18 protein-coding genes are annotated in these 22,759 nt (G+C 67.6%); 2 read left to right on the forward strand and 16 right to left on the reverse strand.

Annotated elements, in window-relative coordinates; translation table 11 throughout:
* Positions 1-29: 29 nt before the first annotated feature.
* The gene (tagH, locus tag AC57B8_RS20200) at positions 30-1,931 is read left to right on the forward strand and encodes a type VI secretion system-associated FHA domain protein TagH (RefSeq protein WP_496480590.1); all 1,902 of its coding nucleotides are present in this window, start codon (positions 30-32) and stop codon (positions 1,929-1,931) included.
* The gene (locus AC57B8_RS20205; protein WP_095949836.1) at positions 1,924-2,721 is read left to right on the forward strand and encodes a PP2C family protein-serine/threonine phosphatase; all 798 of its coding nucleotides are present in this window, start codon (positions 1,924-1,926) and stop codon (positions 2,719-2,721) included. The genes tagH and AC57B8_RS20205 overlap by 8 nt, the downstream gene beginning before the upstream one ends.
* A 28-nt stretch (positions 2,722-2,749) precedes the next feature.
* On the opposite strand, the gene AC57B8_RS20210 is transcribed toward AC57B8_RS20205, so the two are convergent.
* The 16 genes from AC57B8_RS20210 to AC57B8_RS20285 form a co-directional block, all read right to left on the reverse strand.
* A complete protein-coding gene (locus AC57B8_RS20210) occupies positions 2,750-3,136 on the reverse strand; it encodes a DUF4150 domain-containing protein (protein WP_454899598.1) in 387 nt (128 codons plus the stop codon).
* Between the two features lie 40 nt (positions 3,137-3,176).
* Positions 3,177-3,839 (reverse strand): DUF3540 domain-containing protein, encoded by a 663-nt coding sequence (locus AC57B8_RS20215; RefSeq protein WP_496480591.1) that lies wholly within the window; start codon positions 3,837-3,839, stop codon positions 3,177-3,179.
* A gap of 59 nt (positions 3,840-3,898) precedes the next feature.
* A complete protein-coding gene (locus AC57B8_RS20220; protein ID WP_496480592.1) occupies positions 3,899-4,948 on the reverse strand; it encodes a pentapeptide repeat-containing protein in 1,050 nt (349 codons plus the stop codon).
* Positions 4,945-7,464: a DUF2169 family type VI secretion system accessory protein gene (locus tag AC57B8_RS20225; RefSeq protein WP_496480593.1), complete on the reverse strand. Its 2,520-nt coding sequence runs from the start codon at positions 7,462-7,464 to the stop codon at positions 4,945-4,947. The genes AC57B8_RS20220 and AC57B8_RS20225 overlap by 4 nt, the downstream gene beginning before the upstream one ends.
* Before the next feature lie 11 nt (positions 7,465-7,475).
* Positions 7,476-7,898: a hypothetical protein gene (locus AC57B8_RS20230; protein WP_492731393.1), complete on the reverse strand. Its 423-nt coding sequence runs from the start codon at positions 7,896-7,898 to the stop codon at positions 7,476-7,478.
* A 17-nt stretch (positions 7,899-7,915) separates the two neighbouring features.
* Positions 7,916-10,306: a type VI secretion system Vgr family protein gene (locus AC57B8_RS20235; protein WP_496480594.1), complete on the reverse strand. Its 2,391-nt coding sequence runs from the start codon at positions 10,304-10,306 to the stop codon at positions 7,916-7,918.
* Positions 10,307-10,323: 17 nt separating this feature from the next.
* Positions 10,324-13,023: a type VI secretion system ATPase TssH gene (gene tssH / locus AC57B8_RS20240; protein WP_496480595.1), complete on the reverse strand. Its 2,700-nt coding sequence runs from the start codon at positions 13,021-13,023 to the stop codon at positions 10,324-10,326.
* Positions 13,020-14,180: a type VI secretion system baseplate subunit TssG gene (gene tssG / locus AC57B8_RS20245; protein WP_496480596.1), complete on the reverse strand. Its 1,161-nt coding sequence runs from the start codon at positions 14,178-14,180 to the stop codon at positions 13,020-13,022. Before tssG ends, tssH begins: the two co-directional genes overlap by 4 nt.
* Positions 14,177-16,048 carry a type VI secretion system baseplate subunit TssF gene (tssF, locus tag AC57B8_RS20250; RefSeq protein ID WP_159273457.1) on the reverse strand — a complete coding sequence of 624 codons (1,872 nt, stop codon included), beginning with the start codon at positions 16,046-16,048 and terminating at the stop codon, positions 14,177-14,179. Before tssF ends, tssG begins: the two co-directional genes overlap by 4 nt.
* Complete coding sequence (tssE, locus tag AC57B8_RS20255) at positions 16,048-16,593, reverse strand: type VI secretion system baseplate subunit TssE (RefSeq protein WP_062473960.1); 546 nt, start codon at positions 16,591-16,593, stop codon at positions 16,048-16,050. The genes tssF and tssE overlap by 1 nt, the downstream gene beginning before the upstream one ends.
* Entirely contained in the window at positions 16,590-17,465 is an 876-nt protein-coding gene (locus AC57B8_RS20260) for a type VI secretion system accessory protein TagJ (protein WP_496480597.1), read from the reverse strand. The genes tssE and AC57B8_RS20260 overlap by 4 nt, the downstream gene beginning before the upstream one ends.
* Positions 17,466-17,605: 140 nt before the next feature.
* Positions 17,606-18,088 carry an Hcp family type VI secretion system effector gene (locus tag AC57B8_RS20265; RefSeq protein ID WP_062473964.1) on the reverse strand — a complete coding sequence of 161 codons (483 nt, stop codon included), beginning with the start codon at positions 18,086-18,088 and terminating at the stop codon, positions 17,606-17,608.
* Between the two features lie 51 nt (positions 18,089-18,139).
* Positions 18,140-19,648, reverse strand: coding sequence for a type VI secretion system contractile sheath large subunit (tssC, locus tag AC57B8_RS20270; protein WP_056583649.1), 1,509 nt, complete (start codon positions 19,646-19,648; stop codon positions 18,140-18,142).
* On the reverse strand, positions 19,645-20,214 hold the full coding sequence (tssB, locus tag AC57B8_RS20275) for a type VI secretion system contractile sheath small subunit (RefSeq protein ID WP_062473966.1): 570 nt from the start codon (positions 20,212-20,214) through the stop codon (positions 19,645-19,647). The genes tssC and tssB overlap by 4 nt, the downstream gene beginning before the upstream one ends.
* A gap of 84 nt (positions 20,215-20,298) precedes the next feature.
* Positions 20,299-21,384, reverse strand: coding sequence for a type VI secretion system protein TssA (tssA, locus tag AC57B8_RS20280; RefSeq protein ID WP_496480598.1), 1,086 nt, complete (start codon positions 21,382-21,384; stop codon positions 20,299-20,301).
* A gap of 140 nt (positions 21,385-21,524) precedes the next feature.
* Positions 21,525-22,712, reverse strand: a complete 1,188-nt coding sequence (locus AC57B8_RS20285; RefSeq protein ID WP_496480599.1) for a fumarylacetoacetate hydrolase family protein — start codon at positions 22,710-22,712, stop codon at positions 21,525-21,527.
* Positions 22,713-22,759: the final 47 nt, after the last annotated feature.

The raw sequence follows: 22,759 nt of genomic DNA on the forward strand, positions 1-22,759 counted from the left end.
GCGCCCACCGCGACGAACATGGAGATGCCATGCGCTGGACAGTGATTGAACACGGCGGCATGCCCGTGGCCTCGGGGCCTTCGGCGCTGCTCGCCGCCCCGGGCGGCACCATCGGCCGCAGCCCCGACAACCACCTCGTGCTGCCCGACGAACACCGGCAGATCTCGCGCCTGCAGGCCACCGTGCGCTTCGACGACGACGGCGCCGCCGTGGTGCGCAACATGAGCGCGGTGCTGCCGATCAGCGTGAACGGACGCACGCTGCGCCACGAAGAAGAATCGCGCGTCGCGCTCGGCGACCGCGTGACCATCGGCAGCTACGTGCTCGAAGCCGCGAGTGCAAGCCAGGCACCACCGCCGGCGATCGCCGAGGCGCCCATCACCGAGCCGCTCACGGAGCCACCGGCCGCACCGATCACCGAGCCGTCGCTGTCGCAGTTGGTGTCTGCCCCGCCTGTGGCATCGAACCTCGCGTCGGCCCCGTCGATCAGCGCGCTGCTGCCCACTGCAGCGCCGGCCTCCGATGTCTTCGCGGACCTGTTCGGCGAAGGCGCGCTGCCCCTGGGCGATGCACCGCCCGAGACGACGGTCGCGATGCCGACCTTCGCGCCGGCGCCGGTGAATGCGCCGGCCCCTGCGCCCTTGCCTGCACCGCCGCCACCTCCACCGTTCTCTGCCACTGCTGCAGCGCCTTCCACGACCACGCAGGTCTCCGCGCAGATGCCCTCGGCCGCCGACTGGGACGCCATCCTCGCGAACGCACCGCGCCGTGCCGACGATGCGGCGGTACCGATGCCCGACCCGCTGGCGCACGAGCCCTTCGCCCTGCCCTCGCAGGCGCAGCGCAACCCCGTCGATCCGCTCGCCGAACTGGATCCGCAGGCGACGCAAGGCCTGTCGGACCTCGCGCTCAAGCGCAGCATGGACCCGCTCTCCTTCTTCGCCGAAGACCGCGATGCGCCCTCGCCGCTGTCCGACCCGCGCCCCACGGCGCTGACGCAGGACAACCCGCTCGACGACGTGCACCCGGCCATGGACCTGATCGCACGGCCGCCGGCCGCGTCGTCGGGCCACAGCCTCGCGAACCATGCGCGCGAGATGACGTCGCAGTTCAATCCGCCGCAGCCGGTGGCGGTTGCGCCATCAGTCGCCGTGCCGGAGCCTGTGGAAGAGATTGCGCCTGTTGAAGAGGAGCCCGTTGTTGTCGCAGCGCCCGAAATTTCAGCCACGGTGGTGCAGCCCGCCGTGCTTGAAGAAGAAGCACCGCCTGCCTTGCCAATCGCGGCAGTCGCTGCGCCAGCGCCGACTTCACCACCCGCCCCCTCTTCCGGCGACGACCTGTTCAAGGCGTTCCTCGAAGGCGCCGGCGTGCCCGAGATCGCGGGCCAGCAGCCGCTCGATGCCGAGGCGATGCGCCACCTCGGCCGGCTGATGCGCGCCTTCACCGACGGCACCATCGAGCTGCTGTCGTCGCGCGCGATGCTCAAGCGCGAGGTGCGCGCCGAGATCACCATGATCGTGGACGAAGAGAACAACCCCTTCAAGATCTTGCCCAACGGCCGCGCCGTGCTGATGCAGATGTTCGGCGCGCGCATGCCCGGCTTTCTCACGCCCGAGGCCGCCGTGCACGATGCGCTGGGCGACCTGCAGTCGCATCAGCTCGGCATGGTGGCCGGCATGCGCGCCGCGCTGCTCACGCTCTTGCATCGCTTCGATCCGGGCGGTCTCGACAAGGCCACGCCGCACGACGGCGGGCTCGGCGAGAAGTTTCTACCCGGCGGCCGCGAAGCGCGGCTGTGGCGCCAGCTGAAGCAGCTGCACGCCCACACCACCGCCGCCGTCGAGGACGACTTCCAGGCCGTCTTCGGCCGTGCCTTCCAGCAGGCCTACGACCGCGAGATGGAACGCTTGAAGGAGGCGCGCCGTGCTTGAAGCCACCCACGCCTTCGCGGTGCCCATCTCGACCTCGCAGTTCTCGTGCGTGGGCGAGCGCAGCGGCAACCAGGATGCCATCGGTTATCACCTGGACGAACGCAACGCCTGCTTCGTCGTGAGCGACGGCGTCGGCGGCCACGCGGGCGGCGAGCTGGCCTCGCGCATCGTGGTCGACACCGCGCTCAACACTTTTGTCGACCACCCGTCCGTCGCGGCCGACGACATCCGCCATGCGGTGAAGGAGGCCAACGACGCCGTGCTCGCCAAGCAGCGCGAGCTGGCCGACCAGAGCCGCATGAGCGCGACCATCGTCTCGCTGTTCGTCGATCGCGCCACCGGCGAAGCCTGCTGGGCCCACGTCGGCGACAGCCGCCTCTACTGGTTCCGCCGCGGCGCGCTGATGCAGCGCACCGAGGACCACAGCCTGTCGGAACGCTCGGGCGAAGCCGCCGCGGGCCAGGGCGCGAATGGTGGCGAGCGCCTGGTGAAGAGCAACCTGCTGTACCGCGCGCTCGGCGCGCGTGCGACGGCGGAGACCTCGGTGTCGACACCGCAGCGGCTGGCCGATGGCGATGCCTTCCTGCTGTGCACCGACGGGCTCTGGCAGCTCATCTCGCAGCAGGTGATGGAACGATCGCTGCAGCTGGCCGACAGCGCGGAAGAGTGGCTCGCCCTGCTGCGCCGCGCGGCCGAGGCCAAGGCCGACAAGTCGCGCGACAACTACTCGGCGCTGGCGGTGTGGGTGGGGTCGCCGCAGCAGGTGACGCTGGCGGGGACGGCGGCCTGACCCTCCGTCAGGCCGCGGCCGAAGCGCTTCAGAATTTGAAGTTGAAGAACTTGAAGTGCAGGCCGGGGATGCACTCGAAGCCCAGGATGTTCATGCGATTCTGGGTCGTGAGGCTGGTCATGCGCGTCGCCGGCGTCCCCCTGAGCAGGAAGGTGAAGGAGCCCGTGATGTGCCGCTGCACCTGCATGAACACCTGCGAGATCATGCCGCCCAGGGTCCCCGGTTGATCACCCAGCGTGAACGGCGTCATGGTGGCCATGTTGTGCATCGGCCCGCCCATCAGGAGGATGTTCCAGCACACGGGCAGGGACATGGGCCGGAGCCCGACGTTGAGAAACGGGAACGGCACCGGCGTTCGGCAGACATCCGGGAACGCCAGCGAACCGCCCATCCATTGATGCGTGGCCAGACACATGAGTTTTTCTCCTTGAGGTTGCGTGATTTCGGGCTTCGGTTCAGCCCATGTGAATCTGTCCGGCGTCGACCTTCATCAACTCCTTGCCGGTCAGCAGCACGTGCTTGCCATGGATGACTGCCGTCTCCTGCGCGCGCACGTCGAGGTGTCCGGCGCGCACCTGGTCGACCTCGTCGACCAGACGCAAGGCGCTGCGTGCCATCTGGACCATGCGATCGGCCACCGACTCGAACAGCTTGCCGACCAGGCGCAGCCGGCCGACCGTGGCGTCGAGCGTCTGGCCGGTGTAGCGCATGTCGGCCACGTGGCATTGCGCCTGGCCTGCGTCGAGAGACCATTGGGTCGCCTTCATCTCGAGCCCGGCAGCACTTCGCAGACGAATGTCCGTCGCGCTGTCGATGGACACCTCGCCCGCGGGCGCCGACAGATGCAAATCACCGGGCACCTCGATGCGGCTTTGTGAAGCGTCGGCCTGTTCGATCACGGCGATCAGATAGACCCGGCGGCTGTCCGGTCCCGACATCAGGACCGTGTCGCCCGGTTGTGGCTTGAGCAGACAACTCGCCGCACGGCGGCACGACCAGAGGGCGCCATCTTCGGCTTCCACGTGGAGCAGCCCGTCGGCATCGGCCGACATCAGCCGGCCCAGGCGCTGGACCGGCCCCGAGTCTTCAACGACCGTACGCAATGGAACGACATTCATGATGTATCTCCTTTATCTGCTGAGAGACCTGCGATGCAACGCGGGCTCGTCGTTGTCACTCAAGGAACCTTGGACCACGTCTGTGCCTTGTGCAATTCCGGATCGCTTTCGATGATGCCACCTCGCCTCGAAAAACGGGCCCCGTCCTGCGCCGTGCGATGCACCCGCGTGCGAAGGAAGTGCGCACCCCGGAGGTCGGCATCGGTGAGTTCGGCGTAGGAGAAGTCCGCATCCTGCAAGCTGGCATTGCGGAAGCTGGCTCCCGTGCATCGAGCCCGATGGAAAACGCTTTCGTGGATATGCGCGTCACTGAGGTCCGCGCCTTCGAGCCTGGCCTCGACCCAGATGGAACGATCGAAGCGTCCGCCCTGCAGCTTCGCATGGCGCAGGTCGGCCGCAGGAAACAGCACATTGGGCGCGTCCGCGGCCACGAAGCTGGCATTGCGCAGAGAGGCGCCCTTGAAGATGCACTGCGTCAGGATCGCATGGCTGAAATCCACGTTGTCCAGCTGGCTGTCGGTGAACACGCAGCGCTCGAACCGCTGTGCAGGGAAGCGCTGGTTCGTCATGTCGCATTCGATGAAGAGCACGGTGTCGAAGCGCGCGCCGGCGAAAGAGGCGCTCGCCAGATCGAGACGATGGAAAGTGATCGAATTCAATGCGGCACCCGAGAAATCGGTGCCCGCCAGACGGCATTCCGCAAACGTCGCATACCTGAACTGCTCGGACCGCAGCCGGCTTTGATCCAGCTCGCACCGGAAGAACGTGGTTCGCTCAAGGACGGCCTGTTCGAAGCTGGCCTGCGGCAGTTGCGACTCCGCGAAGGTGGTGCCTTCGCACCGGGCCTCATCCAGCTGCGCCCGGGCCAGCTGGCACCGCAAGAACCTGGTGTCGCTGAGCGTGCTGCGCGACAAGTCGGCGTCGCTCAGCTTGCAATGGCTCAGCGAGCCACCTGCCAGGTTCGCGCCCGTCAAGCGCGCACCGGTGAAATCGACCTGGTCGATCAGCGCGCCGGAAAGATCGAGCCCGCTCATGTCCCAACCCCGGCAATCCGCCTTGCTGACAGGAACGCCATGCCGGATGTTGTCGAGCAGTTCATCCCGCGTCATTCGGCAGATGCCTCCGGCCGCCGCGCCGGCCAGACCTTGGCATGTTGCGTATAGGCGCCTTCCGTGCGCGTGAGCGCGTCGACCCGCGTCTGCGAGACATCGGCCCGAAACAGGTTGGCGCGCGCCAGGTCGGCCCCGCGCAGGTCGGCCTTGGCCAGATTCGCATCAATCAGATTGGCCTCGCGCAAGGACGCGCCGGCGAAGATGGCGCGAATGAACAGGCTGTCGCCCCCGACCATGCGGTCCAGCGTGGCGTGGCTCAGGTCACATTCGGAGAGATCGCTGTTCTCGATCCATGCGTCGCTCAGGTCCGCATGCGCCATCGGCGTGGTTCTGAGCCCGCACTCCTTGAAATGGGCGGACCGGAACCTGGCATGTGCCAGCGTGCTGCCATGCGCAAAACTGCTGCCTTCCATCTTCGTCTGCGAAAAATCGACGGCGGCCGAGCAATCGGTCGTGACGAAGCCGCAGCGCAGCAGATGCGCACCGACGAAGGAGACGCCTTGCAGCCGGCATTCGATCCATGTCATCTGATTGAAGGATGCCTCGTCGAAGCGAAGTTCCTCGAGCGCCAGTCGTATCAAGGCCACCTGCCGCCAGTGCGACTTTGCGAAATTGCAGTGGCGCAACGCCGCCTCGTGGAACTGCGTCAGCTCGAAGGAAGCCCCCACCATCTGGCAGTGATCGAAGTGCGTCTTGCTGCAATTGGTTTCGTGCAGCGCGGCACCGTCGAAGACCGTGTGCTCGCACCGCGCGCCCCCCAGGTTGGCCTGGAACAGATGGGCGCGTGCCATCGATGCGTGGCTCAGCTGGGCCCGTGCCAGCACGGCCTGCGAGAAATCGCAGCCGTCCAGTTGCGCGCCCTGGAGGTTCGCGTCTTCGAGCGAAGCGCCCACGAAACGGGCACCTCGCAGGTCCATCCCGGACAGGTCGACCCCGGCCAGGTTCAGGCGTGAGAAGTCGCGCTGCGCCGGGTCCGCGGCTGCGAGCCGGCGACGCCACTTCGCGGAGCGGAACGATGGCGCAGGCGACGCCGGCCGCGACAGATGCGCCCCGTGCAGGTGCGCCTGCTGCGTGAGCGCGGACACCCCGTCGGCGGGTGCGGGCCCGGGCCGCAGCGGTTCGCCTTCTCCATCGTCGTCGGCTTGCGCTTCGGGGAAAGGGCGGGCCTGCTCGGGCAGGTGGTCCTTGGCGATCGCCTCCATCTGTGCCTTCGCTTCGCGCGCCTGCGTGTCCAGCCTGCCGAGAAATTCGGGCAGGTCGTCGATGTCGGGCAGTGTGGCCAGCGGGGCCAACGGCGGCAGGTAGTGATCGGGGTCCAGCCCCTGGGCACGCAGTTGCTCGCGGCGCTGCTCGTGGTCACGAAGCTGGCCTGCGCGCATGTTGCGGGGCAGCGGCTCGCCCATCACGTCCGGAAGGACGGTGCCCCAGTCGCTCAGGAGTTCCTTGGGCATCAGGTCGCTGTCGCGCAGCGCGTGGATCGCCCCGCGCTCCGGATCGAGCCGGAGCCTCAGCACGGATTCGTAGTGCGCCATCGGCCGCGGCGCGTCTTCCGAACGCTCCAGTGCGGCCATGATCAACTCGATGTCGGCGGCATCGTCCTCGATGATCGGAAACACGCCGTGCCAGAGAAGCGCGACCCGCTCCAGATGCGGGAAGAACCAGGCCGTGGTCAGCCGCATCGGCACTTCGCGCAGGTCGCCGCCGCTGGGGGTATGCCGCACGAAGCTGCGCGCCCGCCAGCGCGGAAGGTTCCCCCGAAGGACCGGGTGCTCCGGGTGCATGTTCCAGAGTTCGTAGCTCGCGCCGGGAGGCACCTCCTGCCGGCCTTCCCAGCGCTGGTCGGCGGGTGCTGCATTGAAACAGCGCCAGTCAATGTCCTTCGCAAAGCCAGGGAAGTCGTTCTCCAGCCACTCCTTGCCATATTGGGTGCCCATCAGTGACATACGCTGCGGCCAGTCTGGCGGGATCGCGCCGAAGCCCACCGGCGCGACGGCCTGCTTCGGCGAGACCGGTCGCGTACCCGGCGCTTCGATGTGCGCAAGCCGCTTCGTGTGCACGCCGTTGACCATCTCTTCGACCGAGCCCATGCCCACCGGGTTGTCCGCCACGGAAGGCCCGCCGTAGGCGTGTTGCCAATCCATGCGAATCTTCTCGAAGGCCTGCGGCGGCGTCGGCCGTCCGCCGAGCCAATACCGGTCGCCAAAGACCGTCAGGGACTTCTGCAGCTCGGCGACCTGCAGCTTCACGGCGCAACTGGACTTGTCTTCCTGGTGGTTCGTGTAGGCGTAGCCGCTGACCAGCACCTCTGGCGTCAGCTTGGGCACGGCGAGGTCGAGCACGGCGCCGGCCCCCACTTCCTGCGCCGTGCTTTTCCACAGCTCCTGCTCCAGCACCACGCGCGCGTCATCGCCAAGGGTGCTCATGGCCATCACCGTGACGCCCAGGTGGTCGCGCCGCTGCCAGCGGTAGGGCCGCGTCAGTACGGCGAGTCGAAAAGGTTTGACTGTTTTCACGGGCGACTCGTTCAGATCGGCTCGACAAGAACGCCGCGGTCCAGATGGCCGGCGTCGTAAAGCACGGTCAGCGATCGACCCTTCTCATAGCGTGAGAGGTTGGTGAGCGGCACCGGCACCGAGGTCTTCACCCGGCGCACGAGACCGTCCTCACCGGCGAAGGACACCACCAGCGAAACAAGGACCCGGCCATTGAACAACCCTCGCCCCAGTTCGATGCTGTCCACCTGGCCCGTGGCGCGGGCGCGCAGGCGCCTCTTCCTGAGGCGCATCGCGAGGTTTCGCAGCAACTCGCCGCCGCCACACAGCAGGAAGGCGCCCGACATGCCGAACAGCACGGTCAGCCACGTGCCCTCGAACGCCGAAGAGGGCGCACGGAACGTGAAGAACAAGGCCAGCGCAACGAGGAGCAGGCCGAGGCTGGTCAGTTTCATGGCGATCTCGAGGGGCCTCAGAAAAAGGAAATCAGACCGGCCAGCTTGGTGTAAAGCGCGTTGGACTTGGCGGCGACGGCATCATTCGACTGGTTCAATGCCACGTTCGAACCGCGAAGCACCTTGAAGTCCAGCGCCAGGACACCGACGTTGGTGGCGGCGGCCGCGAACGTCATGCTGAACGGCGTACGCATGATGAAATGGCCATCGGCATAGGTATGGATGACCGGCGCCTGCGACTCGACCTTTCCGTCGGAGGTGGAAACGATCTCGTTCTTCGCGTGCGTCCTGACGTACTCGCCCGCGTCCGTGGTCACACCCTTCTTGTACTTCACCTCGTTCTGGTTGGAGCTGTGGGTGATCTTTTCAGCTTCGACCAGCCAGTTCTTCCCCGGCGCCCTGAAGGTGATGTCCCCGCCTTCGGTCTCCACGGTGTAGTTGCCCTTGATGTTCGCCTTGTAGAAGCCGCCCGTCTTCAGGGTCGCGAACATGGCGACGTCCACCTCCCACCGACCTTTGGTGGTCTTGAGAATCTTGCGGCCCACGGTCTCGGTGTGCGTTTCGGTGACCGTGAGGTCCTTCGTCCCGGTGACCGTTTCATTCAGGTGGGGTTTGATGAACCGGTCTTCGCCGGTGTCCACCGTGTCGTGCCGCTTGCCGGTCACGTGGATGGTCTGGTTGCCGATGACATCGACCTGCTGGTTGCCGCCGTCCACCTTGATGAACTGGTCACCCCCGTTGACGGTGATCTTCTGCGGCCCGCCCTTGTTCACCGTCAGGGTGTGCGGGCCGTTGATGGTCTCGTCCAGCGAAGTGTCGCCCGTGTACTTGTCGGCCCCGTCGATGAAGGTGGTGCGCTCGCCTTCCACCGTGTGCGTCTCGTTGTTCTCCACCTCGATCGTCAGATCCTTCTGCGCATGGATCTTGATCGACTCGCACCCCGGGTCATCGTCGATGATGAAGTGATTGGCCAGCTCGCCGTCGCCCTTGATCGTGCGGCTGATGAACCCGCTGACCGTCGCCTTGGCCGGCAATTCCAGCGGCGGCATCTGGTCCGCGTTGTAGACGCGCCCGATGATGATCGGCCGGTCGGGACAGCCCGCGATGAAATCGACGATCACCTCCTGCCCCACGCGCGGATGGTTCACAGCGCCGAAGTTGGAGCCGGCCCACGCGCTGGACACGCGCACCCAGCACGAGCTGTCTTCGTTGCGCTGGCCGTAGCGGTCCCAGCGGAACTGCACCTTCACGCGGCCGTACTTGTCGATCCAGATGTCTTCGCCGGGCGGCCCGACCACGGTGGCGGTCTGCGGGCCCTGGGTGCTCGGCACGCGCGTGATGCGGCGCGCGCGGAACGGGAACGAGGTGGGCTGCACGCCGAAATGAAAGCTGTACTCGCCCGGCATGCCGCCGCTGGCGTAGCCGCCTTCGCGCAGGCTGTACATCACCGAGACGACGAGGTACTCGCGGTTGTCCTCGTTGCGCGGTGCGTTCTGCATGGTGAAGCGGTAGCCGGGCGCCATGCCGCGCACGTTGGTGTGGCCGGTGTCGACCTCGGCCTGGGCCTGCGCTTCCTCGAGGCGGATGCGCGCGTAGTGCTCGCCCTGCCCCGCATCGCTGTAGCCGCCCATCCACTCGTACATCTCGTAGCGGCCGTGGTCGTTGCCGCGCGGCTGGCTGCGCGTGTTGAGCAGGTCGGCCCGGGGCTTCTTGAAGTCGAAGTCGTCGACCACGTAGGTGCCGGGGCGAATCTCTTCGGTGACTTCCCACTGGTCAATCACTTCGCGTCCGGGGTCGGTGGTGCGGTCGCTCGCGAGGTAGCCGATCTTCGGGTAGCCGGGCAGCGTCTCGTGCGCGCTCATGTCGTCGGCCAGCACCAGCGTGTGCTGGTTCTTGTCGTGCTTGAAGTAGTAGTAGATGCCCTCGTGCTCCATGAGGCGGCTCACGAAGGCGAAGTCGGTCTCCTGGTACTGCACGCAGTACTCCCACTGGCGGTACGAGGCGCTGAGCTTCTTCTCGAAGGCGAAGCCGTACTCGCCCAGCACGTCTTCAAGAATCTCGACGACCGACTTGTTCTGGAAGATCTTGCAGTCGCTGGTGCGCGTGAGGTACCACAGCCACGGCCGCACCGAGGCGCGGTACACGGTGTAGCGCGAGGAGCCGCCCTCGCGCCCGATCATGGTGAAGCGCGTGATCTGGCCGTTGAGGTAGCGCGGCGTGCCGCTCAGGGTCTGGATCTCCAGCGCGAGCGGCTTGCCGAGCAGGCCCTTCATGTCGACCGAGGTGTTCGGGCTCAGCAGGTCGACCTCGAACTCGAACAGCTGCGACAGCCCTTCGCTGCCGTGCATCGAGCGGAACAGCAGCTGTTCTTCTCCGAGCGGGGTGTGGGCTTTGACGACTCTGTCCATGCGGCTCTCCCTGGTGTCTACGCGGGGCGTTCTGAAAACTCGTACTGGAAGTCGTCGCCCGCTGCGCCCAGCTGCACGCCGGCGAGCTTGCGCGCACTGACGGTGGCGCCGATGACTTCCTCGCTCAGCCGGGGCAGGATGGTGTGCGTGAGGATCGCGTCGATCATCCGGCCACCCGACTCTATGGCCGTGCAGCGGCGTGCGACAAGCGCGACAGCGCTGTCGTTGTAAGCCAATGCAATGCCGTGGTTGGCCTGCAGGCGCGCCGCGATGCGGTCCAGCTGCAGGCGAATGATCCGGTGCAGCGCGTCGGCCTGCAGCGGGTAGTAAGGCACGACCACCAGGCGCCCGAGCAGCGCGGGCGCGAACACCTTCAGCAGCGGCTCGCGCAGCGCGGCCGCCAGCGGCTCGGGGTCGGGGCGCAAGGTCGGGTCTTCGCACAGCTGCATGACGAGGTCGGTGCCGACGTTTGACGTCATGATGATCACGGTGTTGCGGAAGTCGATGTGCCGGCCTTCGCCGTCTTCCATCCAGCCCTTGTCGAAGACCTGGAAGAAGATCTCGTGCACGTCGGGGTGCGCCTTCTCGATCTCGTCGAGCAGCACCACGCTGTAGGGCCGGCGGCGCACGGCCTCGGTGAGCACGCCGCCTTCGCCATAACCCACATAGCCGGGCGGCGCGCCCTTGAGCGTGGAGACGGTGTGCGACTCCTGGAACTCGCTCATGTTGATGGTGACGAGGTTCTGCTCGCCGCCGTACAGCGCCTCCGACAGCGCGAGCGCGGTCTCGGTCTTGCCCACGCCCGAAGGGCCGCACAGCAGGAACACGCCGACGGGCTTGTTGGGGTTGTCCAGCCGCGCACGCGCGGTGCGGATGCGCCGCGAGATGGTCTCCAGCGCATCGGGCTGCGCGACCACGCGGGCCGACAAGATCTCGCCCAGGCGCAGCACCGACTGCGCGTCGTCGCGCACCATGCGGCCGATGGGGATGCCGGTCCAGTCGGCGACCACGGTGGCGACGGCCTGCGCATCCACCGCCGCGAGGATGAGCGGTGTCTCGCCCTGCAGCTGCACGAGCTGGTCTTGCGCTTCGTCGAGTTCGGCGCGGATGGCTTCGGGTGTTCGCTCGGGCTCGGCGGGCGGTTCTTCTTCGTTGTTGTCTTCGGCCTGCACCGGCACCGCCGCAGGCGACAGCAGCTTGCGCAGCGCAACGATGCGCTCGACCAGCGCCGCTTCTTCCACGCGACGCTGCTCCAGCAGTTCGAGTTCAGCCTGCGCGGCAGCCACCTGCGCCGCGATGTCTTCCACGCGCTGGTGCTCGCCGACCCCGATCGCCGCCTCGCGTCCCGCGATGCCGGACTCGATGCCCAGCACCTCGATGCGCCGCTTCAAATCTTCGAGCGCCGCAGGCAACGCGTGCTGGCTCAGCGCCACGCGCGCACACGCGGTGTCGAGCAGGCTCACGGCCTTGTCGGGCAGCTGGCGCGCGGGAATGTAGCGGTGCGACAGGCTCACGGCCGCTTCGAGCGCCGCATCGAGGATGAGCACGCCGTGGTGCTTCTCCAGCTCGGCCGAGATGCCGCGCAGCATGACCACGGCCTTGGGCTCGGTCGGCTCGTGCACCTGGATGGTCTGGAAGCGCCGCGTGAGCGCCGGGTCTTTCTCGATGTACTTCTTGTACTCCGACCATGTCGTGGCGCCGATGGTGCGCAACCGGCCGCGTGCGAGCGCGGGCTTGAGCAGGTTGGCCGCGTCGCCGGTGCCGGCGGTGCCGCCCGCGCCGACCAGCGTGTGCACCTCGTCGACGAACAGCACGATGGGCTTCGGGCTTTTCTCGACCTCGTCGATCACCTGCCGCAAGCGCTGTTCGAACTCGCCCTTCACGCCCGCGCCGGCCTGCAGCAACGTGGGGTCGAGCACCCACAGCGACACGTCTTTCAGCGAAGGCGGCACGTCGCCGGCCGCCAGACGCGAGGCCAGGCCTTCGACCACCGCTGTCTTGCCGACGCCGGCCTCGCCGGTGAGCAGCGGGTTGTTCTGGCGCCGGCGCATGAGGATGTCGACGATCTGGCGGATCTCGTCGTCGCGGCCGTACACGGGGTCGAGCTCGCCCGCGCGCGCCTTGGCCGTGAGATCGCTCGCGTACTTGGCCAGGGCCGAGCCGCCGGCGGCGGGTGCATCGCCCTGGTGCTGCGCCACCGGTGCGCCACTGCCCGCCTCCGACGCGGCGTCGTAGTCGTCTTCCGGCGAGCCTTCGGTCCACGCGGCAAGCTGCGCGACCAGCACGTCGGGCACGAGCTTGTCGAACTCGCGCGAGATGCCCGAGAGCACCTGGCGCAGGCCCGGTGTCTTCACGATGCCCGCGAGCAGGTAGGCGCCGCGGATCGACGTCGCTTCGAAGCGCAGGCTGGCATAGACCCACGCACGCTCGACGGCGTGGTCAACATGCTCGGAGATGTCGCTGATCGACGTGGCGCCGTGCGGCAGCCGGTCGAGCGCGCGCACGAGGTCCTGCTCGACCGCGTCGAGGTTGAGCCCGGCGCGCTTGATGATGCGCAGCAGATCGCTGTCCTGCAGCTGCAGGATCTGGTGCAGCCAGTGCACGAGCTCCACGTAGGCATTGCCGCGCAGCTTGGCGAAGGCGGTGGCGGTCTCCAATGCCTTGTAGAGCATCGGATTCAACTTGGAGAAAAGAGAAACGCGGCGGATGTCGGTCATGAAGAAGCCGGTGCGTTGCGGGAAAAGAGCGCCTCGGGCTGGAACACCATGTCGCCGGCGTCGGTGTCGGACAGGCGGGTGCCGAGCCAGCTGCCCCAGCCCAGGCGCTGGTCGCTGCTCAGCCGCATGCCGCGCGCCTCGGGCTTCTTGAGCACCAGCCGCAGCTCCCAGGCGAATTCGATGCCGACGTACTGGCGCACCCAGTCGACCACCTGCTGCAGCCGCGGGCTGCCCGGCAGGAACTCGCGGAACTGCTGCTGCGACAGCGGGCCGAGTTCGAGCCTGAACTTGCCCTGCGCATCGCGCACCGCCAGGCCGATGGTCGCGCCGCTGCCCAGTCGGTGGTTGCGCCCGAGCACGCCGATGCGGCTGACCTGGTGCTCGTCGATGTGCACCCAGTCGCTCACGAACTCGACCACGCGCACGGGCACGTCGAAGTACAGGCGAAGAATCTGGATGAGCCCTTCGGGGTTGCGCGTCTGGCGCACCAGGTGCCCCGCCATGTGGGTGCGCGCGTGGTCGGCGATGCGGTCGCGCGCCTTCAGGCCGGGCTGCCCCATGTTCATGAGGCTGGCCACGTAGTCGACGAAGCGGTGGCCGTCGGTGCGGTCCAGGCTGTTGACCGACTGCGCGTCGGCCCAGGCGCGGTAGAACAGCAGGATCAGCCGGTGATGGAACAGGTCGGCGAACGCGCTCAGGGTGTTGTCGGCATGGTGGCGCTTGCGCTCGCGCGCGTACTCGGTCAGGTGCAGCGGCAGCGGGCCGTTGGGGCCGAAGAGACCAAAGCCGTAGATCGAGATGCGCGGCGCGCCGTCTTCGTCGACCTCGACGCCCGACACGTTCGACGGCGCGAAGGCCATCGAGGGCTCCTGGCCCAGCCGCAGCGGCTCGTCGCGCGGGCGCGGCGCGCGGCCCAGCAGCGGATGGTCGCCCTGCGCATCGAGCCGGCGCAGCAGCATGAACAGGTCGTGCTCGAAGGGCTGCTCGACGAGCCGGGCCCACAGCGCGGGGTCGGCCTCGGGCACGCCGCGGCGCGGCGGGGCCTTCGCCTTCGCGTGCGCCGGGCTGCGCGCATCGACGGCCGCCTCGTCGCGCGCCTCGGCCTCTACCGGCAGCACCTGCAGCATGGCGTCGTCGGTGAGGCCGGTCGTGCTCATACGGTGGGGCGGCGTCCCACGCGCGGGGTCCAGCGCGCAATTTCGCCGCGCTGCAGGCTGGACAGCGCGAACTCGGTGAAGGCGTTGAGCGACACGTGCCGGCTGAAGAACTGCTCCAGCACGGCGCCGAACAGGTACGGGCTCGTGCCAGAGAAGGCGACCTCGTCGATCTGCAGCGCGATCTCCACGCCGCGCCCGAACACGATCGGCCCCGGCTCGGGCAGGCGGCGGAACACGGGCGCCAGCGCCATCGAGCGCACGCCCTGGATCTGCCGGCGCACGGCCGGGTCGGCGAGGTTGCCGTACAGGTCGAGCATCTCGCGCAGCGCGGCGGCGCCCTGCGTGGCATCGACGTCGGTCAGGCTCAGGTAGTTCAGGCCCAGGTGACTGATGAGGCGCCAGGTGAGCGCGCCCTCGGCCAGCGCCGGGTACGGCCGCGACGGCCCGCGCAGGATGCGCACGCCGCGCACCGGCGCCGACACGCGCAGCGTGAAGTCCGATTCGAGCCCGGTGGGCAGCAGCAACGGCAGGTCGCGGTTGGTGCACAGCGCGTCGATGGTGATGTGGCGCAGGCTGTGCGGAAACGGCGCGTCGTGCTGATCGACCAGCGACACGTACACCTCGCTGCCGGTGTAGCTGGTGCGCGTGCCCTGCGCGCGTGCGCGGTCGGACACCAGGCGCGGCTCGCGGCGCAGCGAGAAGTAGGCGCCGAAGTCGCCGTCGTCGGAGGCGAACGAGCCGAGGAAGGGCCGGAACTCGCGCTCTTCGGAGCCGTTGGCCATGTGGCCCGTGACGCGCTCGACGGTGAATATCTCGAAGTCGCGCGGGCGCGTGCGGTCGATCACCGCATGATGCTCGTGCTGGCCCGGCCCGACCGGGATGCGGTCGCTGCGGCGCGGCACGAGGTTGATGATGGGCGTGCAGAACAGCGAGAAGTGCCTGGCATCGACCAGCCGCTCCAGGTCGGCGTCGGCGCGGTCGAGCAGGATCACGATCTCCATCGTGGTGCCGCCGATGGCCGAGGCCGCCGCGCGCAGGTGCTTCACGCTGAAGAACAGGTAGCGCTCGGGAAAGGCGAAGTACTCGTGCAGCAGGCGGTAGCCCTGGAACGAGCGCGCGTCGTAGGGCAGCAGCGACTGCTCGGGGTCGAAGCCCTCGTGGCGGATCGCCTCGTCGCCCAGCGGCACGATGCGCGCCGTGCTGCCGGGGCCGGCGCGGCACACGGTGGCCACGCTGTGGTGAGCGACCAGTTCGAGCACGCGCAGCGCGTGCAGCTCGGCGCCCGAGAGAAAGAACTCGAGCCGATCGAGCGGCATCTCGGCAAAGCGCGCGCCGCCCACGGCTTCGAGCTTGATGGTGATCGCGCTCTTCGCCTGGCGCGCCGCCATCGGCAGCGCATGCGCGATCTCGGCCGGCACCGGGCCGAGGCTCGCCTCGGCGATCTTGATCGGCCACAGCGTGACGGCATGGCCCGTGCGGAACTCGCAGGCCGTCTGCTCGCCCTTGATCATGCGGCCGCGCAACAGCGTGTGGCGCGGCAGCTCGTAGCCCGCCTTCAGCGAGCCTTCGTTGAGGTTGCCGTCGATCTGCACCACGGCCATCGCGGGCAGCGGCGCGAGGAAGTTGGGGTACACCACTTCCAAGAGGCGCTGCGAGAAGCGCGGAAACTCCGCGTCCATCTTGAGCTGGATGCGCGCCGTGAGAAAGCTGAAGCCTTCGAGCAGGCGCTCCACGTACGGGTCGCTGACCTCGATGCCGCGCATGCCCAGGCGGCCCGCGATCTTGGGGTAGCGCTGCGCGAACTCGGCCCCGAGCTCGTGCATGTAGGTGAGCTCGCGGTTGTAGTAGTCGAGGAGCTTGGCGTCCATCACAGCCCTCCTGTCGGCCGCAGCACCATGTGCCCGCTTTCAAGGTCCAGCTCCGAACGCAGGATGAACTCGATGGGGTACGGCACCGACCACAGCGTGCCGCGGATCTCCAGCGCGAGCAGGTTGTGGTGCTCCAGGTCGGTCGCATCGGTCACGCAGCGCACGTCGATGCTGTCCTTCATGATGCGCGGCTCGAAGTCGATGATGGCCGCGCGGATGGCCGCTTCGACATCGGCGAAGTCCACCTCCGACATGCGCCCGCCGGCCCAGCCGCGCACGCCGTAGTTCACCACCGAGCCGCGGGCGCGCGGCATGCCGTTGATGCGGTGGTCGGCGCCGAAGTTGGTGGTGTTGAGCAGCCACTGCAGGTCGCGCAGCACCGAGTCGCGCAGCAGCTTGCCGCTCATGAGGAAGGCGCCCGCGCGCTCCTGGCCGTTCTGCGGCGCCTTGTCGGTGAGGCGGTCGAGCAGCACCGGCTGCAGGCGGTCGCGCGCGACGCTTTCCTGGGCGTCGCCGTCGATGTCGGTGGTGACGGCGGGTGTCATGCGGCCACGCCTTCCGCCGCTGCGGCTTCGAACTCGATGCGCCGCAGGTCGAGCAGCGAGTGATCGCCGGCCTCGCTGATCAGCGTGCGCTGGCCGATGCCCGCGAACTGGTCGTCGCCCGCGAGCGGTTGCCAGTCAGTACGGCGGCCCAGCGCGGTCTCGTCGTCGAGGCTGTCGAGCGCGCCCGGGTAGCGCACGGGTACGAGGCCGTTGAGGCCGCGTCCGTCGTGCAGCTCGATCTCGGCCGGCGCCCACAGCAGGTCGACCAGGTGCTGCGGGCGCGAGAACTTGATGCGGCGCACCGCCGGCAGCGGCAGCCACGCATAGCCCGAGGGCGTGAACAGTTCGAGCACGGCGCCGATGCGCGCGTCGCCGTCGCACAGCCAGGCGAAGTCGCTGTGTGCCGCGGGCTCGCCGTCGAGCGCCTGCACGGCCCGTGCATCGGAGCGGTCGACGGTGGTCAGCGTGCCTTGCAACGCCGGCGCCGCGTCGCGTGCGGCCTCGCGCAGCGCGGCGGCTTCGTCGGCACGTTCGGCAGGCAAGACGGCGGCGCCGAGCAGTTGCTCGACCCAGTCGGCATTGCCCGAGACGATGGCCGGCGTGCGTCCGCCGCCGGCCCAGAAGTCGCTGCGCTCGCGCTCGCCCCGCAATGCCATCGCGCAGGTGACGCTGGCCGGCGTGAACGTGGGGTCGAGCTTGGTCGCGAGCTTGAGCTGGTCTTCGGCCCGCTGCCATTCGCCGCGCAGCGCGAGGAAGTGGCACAGGGCAAGGCGCAGGCCGGCATTCTGGGGACTGGCGCGGATCTGCCGCTGTACCCATTCGGTGTGCTCGGCCACGGAGCGCTCGCCCAGCACTGCAAACCCATCGCCCATGAAACTTCCCCGTTGACTGGCTGAAAGGTGAAAGGCGGCGCGCCGCGAAGGGGCGCCGCAGGAGACAGACAAACGGCTGTGGACCGCCGGCGGGGGCTGCATGGCCCTGAAGGCCACGGCCCCGCCGCGCAACAAGGAAATCAGGCTTCCTTGTTTTCCTTGATGTTCCAGCCCAGCACCGTCTCGGCGCCCTTGCCGCCCTTGTCGGTCTGTTCCCAGTACTGCTGTTTCACCTTCGCGGCCTGGAAGGCGTACTGCACGAGCACCGCGTCACCGCCCTGCTCGGCCGTGTACTGCACCGAGGTGACAAGCACTTCTTCGAGCGTGACGCGCGTGTACTCGATCTGCGAGCCGCCGGCCTTGCACACGGCCACCTCGACCTTGCTCAGGTGCTTGCCGCTCGCGCAGTTCTTCAGCACGGAAGGCGCCGCCTTGTCGATGCGCGCGAGCACCTGCAGGTCGTTGAAGCTGGCCTTGCCCACGCCGCCGCCACCGCCGCTGACCATGTTGCCAGGCTGCGTCGCTCCCCATGCAAACGACTTGATGTCGGTCCAGTCCTTGTGGTTGGAGTCCTTGGACTCGCCGTTTGCACCCTCGACGCGCATGAACATGTCTACTGCCATGATTGACCCCCAAAAGTTATCGATGAATTGCCCGGTAGCGGGACAGTGGAATTAGCTGCTGTCCTTCTTGTTGGACGGCAGCTTCGAAACCAGCCGCAACGACACCGTCAGCCCCTCGAGCTGGTAGTGCGGCCGGAGAAAAAACTTGGCGGCGTAGTAGCCGGGGTTGTCCTCAATGGCTTCCACCTGGACCTCGGCCGCCGCCAGCGGCTTCATCGCCTTCGTGTCCTGCGACGAGGTGCCGGGGCTGCCGTCGACGTAGTTCATGATCCAGTCGTTGAGCCAGCGCTCCATGTCCTCGCGCTCTCGGAACGAGCCGATCTTGTCGCGCACGATGCACTTCAGGTAGTGCGCGAAGCGGCAGCACGCAAACAGGTACGGCAGGCGCGCCGCCAGGTTGGCGTTGGCCGTGGCGTCGGCGTCGTAGTACTCGGCCGGCTGCTGCAGCGACTGCGCGCCGATGAAGGCCGCGAAGTCGGAGTTCTTGCGGTGCACCAGCGGCATGAAACCGTTCTTGGCGAGCTCGGCCTCGCGCCGGTCGCTGATGGCGATCTCGGTCGGGCACTTCATGTCCACGCCGCCGTCGTCGGTGGGGAAGGTGTGGGTGGGCAGGTTCTCGACCGCGCCGCCCGACTCCACGCCGCGGATCGAGGTGCACCAGCCGAACTGCTTGAACGAGCGGTTGATGTTCACGCCCATCGCATAGGCCGAGTTGGCCCAGGTGTAGCGCGTGTGCAGCGCCGAATCGGTTTCTTCCTCGAACTCGAACTCGTCGACCGGGTTGGTGCGCGCACCGTAGGGCAAGCGCGCCAGGAAGCGCGGCATGGCCAGGCCGATGTAGCGCGCGTCTTCCGAATCGCGCAGCGAGCGCCACGCGGTGTGCTCGGTGTTCTGGAAGATCTTGGTCAAATCGCGCGGGTTCGACAGCTCCTGCCACGAGTCCATCTGCATCACGGTGGGCGAGGCGCCGGCGATGAAGGGGCAGTGCGCGGCGGCGGCGATCTTGGCCATCTCGCCGAGCATCTCGACGTCGGGCGGGCTGTGGTCGAAGTGGAAGTCGCCGATCAGCGCGCCGAAGGGCTCGCCGCCGAACTGGCCGTACTCGGCCTCGTAGATCTTCTTGAACATCGGGCTCTGGTCCCAGCCGATGCCCTTGTGGCGCTTGAGCGAGCGCGCCACTTCACGCTTCGATGCGCACATGACGCGGATCTTCAGCTGCTCGTCGGTCTCGGTGTTGTTCACGAGGTAGTGGAGGCCGCGCCATGCACCTTCGAGCTGCTGGAAGTCTTCGTGGTGCAGGATCTGGTTGATCTGCTCCGACAGCTTGCGGTCGATCTCCGTGATGATGGCCTGCACGCTGCGGTAGGCGTCGTTCGAGATGGTGACGGTGTTCTCGAGCGCCTGCACGGCCAGCGTCTTGACGGCGTTCTCCACCGCCTCGCGCGCCTGCTCGGTCTTGGGCTTGAACTCGCGCTGCAGGAGGTCGGAGAACTCGTTGGGTTCGAGGGCTTCGACGGTGGCGGTGCGGGCGCGTGCGCCTTGCTGGGATGCGGTGCTCATGGTGCGGTCCTGTCGTCGGCTTGCTTGGCTGCTGCGGCATCTGCGGCCGCCTGCGCGACCGCGGGGTTGGGCGCGGACGCCAGCGACTTGAGCAGCGCCGGGTTCTGCAGCGCCTGCGCGATGAGTTGCTCGGCGCCGTTCTTGCCGTCCATGTACGAGAGCAGGTTCGACAGCTCGGTGCGCGCCTCGAGCAGCTGCTGCAGCGCATCGACCTGGCGCGCGATGCGCGCGGGCGAGAAGTCGTCCATGCTGTCGAAGGTGATGTCCACGTTCATCTGGCCTTCGCCGGTGAGCGTGTTGGGCACCTGGAACGCGACGCGCGGCTTGATGGACTTCATGCGCTCGTCGAAGTTGTCGATGTCCACCGCCATGAACTCGCGCTCCGCGAGATCGGGCATGGGGTCGGTCTGCTTGCCCGCGAGGTCGGCGATGACGCCCATCACGAAAGGCAGCTGGATCTTGCGTTCGCTGCCGTAGATCTCGACGTCGTACTCGATCTGCACGCGCGGCGCCCGGTTGCGCGCGATGAACTTCTGACCACTGTTCCTGACACGGTTGTCTGCCATAAGCGTCCTCTTGAAACTGAATGCATGGGTCGTACCGGTCGACCGGTGCCGGCGCGTTGTTCCTGCTCGCCGGCGCAACGGCCGCTAGGGCAATGCGGCGTCGCCGTTCAACGGGCGGCCGGCAAGGCTTTCTATCTTTTGCAATCCCTCGGGCACGAGCTCTTCGATGATCTGGAAGAAGTTGAGGTCCATCAGCCGCTGGGCCCTGCGGATCAGCATGGGTGCCGGATGGCTCGGTTCCGTTCGTTCCAGGAACTCGCATGCTTTTTCCAACAACACTTGCACATCTTCACGAGCCGATATTTCAATCTCTTGAATCCGCAGCGGACGCACTGCAGCCTGCGTGGCCGCTGCAACGTGCGTTGCGGGTGCGTGCACCTGCGCCGCACCGCTTGTGTCTTCTGCACGGCCCACTGCCGACGCCTGCGGCACCTCGCTGTGCGGCTGCTCCGGCAGCAACTGGCCCACGGTGCGCAGCGACCGTTCGAGCCGTGAAAAATCGGGCGCCCAGCTCTGGCCCAGCGCGCGCTCGCAGGTCTCTCGGATGCGCTGCAGCAGTGCCAAAGCCTCACGCAGGGCCACGACCGGCGCCGCCGCCTTGTCGTGTGCGCGGCGTGCGGCCTCGCGCAGGCGGCCGACGCCGCCGGGGTAGTCCACCTGGTCGCTCTTGCTCGAATCGAGCAGCGCCTCGACCTGCCGCAGGCTCATCGCCGTGCCACCGTCTTCGAGCAGCCGCGCATCGCGCACGCTGCGTCCGAGCCCTTCGGCTTCGGCCAGTGCGGCCAGCGCATTCATGCGCGGCAGCGGGTCTTCGTTCGTGCCATCGACGACGCGCGGATGCACGTCGTTCCAGAAAGTCTGCAGCACCGCATCGACCTGGCGCAGCCCGTCGACATAGCCGGGCAGGCCGCGGCTTTCGGTCCATGCGAGCGTGAGCGGCACCAGCACGCGCAGGTCGCGCGTGCGTACGCACAGCTGCCGTGCGATACGGTCTACGCGCGCCCAGTCGGGCGGCTCGGCGGGAATGATGGTGTCGCCGAACTGCTGCTCGCGCTTGCCCGTGGCCGCCTGTTGGAGCGCCATGAAATCGGCGTCGTATTCCAGATCTTCACCACAGGGAAGCGGGCCCTCGACGGGCGTCTGCAACAGATCGATCTCATTCGGCAGCAACCACGACTCCCTTGATTTATCCACTCGCGATGGTAGTCATCTTGAGGGTAAGAAGAGGCATGGTCAACCGCAACAGAATGCAAAGTGCAGCCTCTGAATTCCAAAGGAGTACATCTGCTTTTAAAGTGCAGAAGTACGGGCTACAGCAACTTGCGCGACGCGAGGTTGCGCATCAACGCACCGAGGCCGAAAGACCACCGCGGCGCCTGGTCTGCATGCACGACGCGGTTGTTCAACGCACCCAATTCAGGGGCCGCGATGCGCACATGGTCGCCCACGACATGCGTGAATCCTTGCCCCGGTCCGTGACGGTCTTGTGTCGGCGCGAACATCGTGCCCAGAAACAACATGAAACCGTCTGGGTAGGCGTGGTGGCGGTTGAGTGTCTGCGCCACGAGGTCGAGTGGATCGCGGCTGATCTTCGCGAGCGAACTCGAACCTTCGAGCGTGAAGCCCTCGGGCCCCGTCACGTTCAGCGCGACCGTGATGCGCCGCACATCGGCGATGCCGAAGTGCGCGTCGAACAGACGGATGAACGGGCCGATGGCGCACGAGGCGTTGTTGTCCTTCGCCTTGCCCAGCAGCAGTGCGCTGCGGCCTTCGAAGTCGCGCAGGTTGACGTCGTTGCCGAGCGCGGCGCCCAGCGTCTCGCCGCGGCTGTTCACCGCGAGCACGACCTCGGGCTCGGGGTTGTTCCAGGCCGAGTCCGCGTGGATGCCCACGTCGGCGCCCGTGCCCACGGCCGCGAGCACCGGCGCCTTGGTGAAGACCTCGGCGTCGGGGCCGATGCCGACCTCGAGGTACTGCGACCACATGCCTTGCGCGATGAGCACGTCCTTCACCTTCATGGCTTCGGGCGAGCCCGGCACGATGTCGGCGAGGTTGTCGCCGAGCACGTCGCCGATGGCCGCGCGCGTGGCCTCGGCGCGCGAGGCATCGCCGCGTGCCTGCTCTTCGATCACGCGTTCGAGCAGGCTGGCGACGAAGGTCACGCCGCTGGCCTTCACGACCTGCAGGTCGCAGGGTGCGAGCAGCCAGGGTTGGCCACTGTCGCGCTTGCTCTCGTCGCTGTTGGCGAGCACGGCATCGAGTGCGGCGATGCGTGGCGCGGTGCCACTCTGCAGTGCCGCGCGCACGGCTTCGGCTGGCGAGCCGTTGCCTTCGAGCAGGTCGCTCATGGTGGGTGCGAGCGTCGACAGGTCGTGCAGGCCATCGCCCTGCACGGCCACCAGCACCGGGCCCACGCCGGGTTGCCAGAGACGGCCGACAAGGGTGGCGCGCTCGGCGTCGCGGGGCAGGCTGGAAGCGGTCGAAAGGTCCAAAGGCATGGTGGGGTGTCTCCGTGAATAAGGTCTGCGCGCCATCGTAGCCGCGG

The organism is Variovorax sp. BGA-UO-ETr-C22 (assembly GCF_059567965.1).

Excerpts from the sequence above, each read along its gene's own strand:
- AC57B8_RS20265 (WP_062473964.1), bottom strand. The coding sequence starts at position 18,088 with ATGGCAGTAGACATGTTCATGCGCGTCGAGGGTGCAAACGGCGAGTCC.
- tssG (WP_496480596.1), bottom strand. The coding sequence starts at position 14,180 with ATGAGCACGACCGGCCTCACCGACGACGCCATGCTGCAGGTGCTGCCG.
- tagH (WP_496480590.1), top strand. The coding sequence starts at position 30 with ATGCGCTGGACAGTGATTGAACACGGCGGCATGCCCGTGGCCTCGGGG.
- tssF (WP_159273457.1), bottom strand. The coding sequence starts at position 16,048 with ATGGACGCCAAGCTCCTCGACTACTACAACCGCGAGCTCACCTACATG.
- tssH (WP_496480595.1), bottom strand. The coding sequence starts at position 13,023 with ATGACCGACATCCGCCGCGTTTCTCTTTTCTCCAAGTTGAATCCGATG.
- AC57B8_RS20210 (WP_454899598.1), bottom strand. The coding sequence starts at position 3,136 with ATGTGTCTGGCCACGCATCAATGGATGGGCGGTTCGCTGGCGTTCCCG.
- tssE (WP_062473960.1), bottom strand. The coding sequence starts at position 16,593 with ATGACACCCGCCGTCACCACCGACATCGACGGCGACGCCCAGGAAAGC.
- AC57B8_RS20285 (WP_496480599.1), bottom strand. The coding sequence starts at position 22,712 with ATGCCTTTGGACCTTTCGACCGCTTCCAGCCTGCCCCGCGACGCCGAG.
- AC57B8_RS20260 (WP_496480597.1), bottom strand. The coding sequence starts at position 17,465 with ATGGGCGATGGGTTTGCAGTGCTGGGCGAGCGCTCCGTGGCCGAGCAC.
- AC57B8_RS20235 (WP_496480594.1), bottom strand. The coding sequence starts at position 10,306 with ATGGACAGAGTCGTCAAAGCCCACACCCCGCTCGGAGAAGAACAGCTG.
- AC57B8_RS20220 (WP_496480592.1), bottom strand. The coding sequence starts at position 4,948 with ATGACGCGGGATGAACTGCTCGACAACATCCGGCATGGCGTTCCTGTC.
- tssC (WP_056583649.1), bottom strand. The coding sequence starts at position 19,648 with ATGAGCACCGCATCCCAGCAAGGCGCACGCGCCCGCACCGCCACCGTC.
- AC57B8_RS20230 (WP_492731393.1), bottom strand. The coding sequence starts at position 7,898 with ATGAAACTGACCAGCCTCGGCCTGCTCCTCGTTGCGCTGGCCTTGTTC.
- tssB (WP_062473966.1), bottom strand. The coding sequence starts at position 20,214 with ATGGCAGACAACCGTGTCAGGAACAGTGGTCAGAAGTTCATCGCGCGC.
- AC57B8_RS20215 (WP_496480591.1), bottom strand. The coding sequence starts at position 3,839 with ATGAATGTCGTTCCATTGCGTACGGTCGTTGAAGACTCGGGGCCGGTC.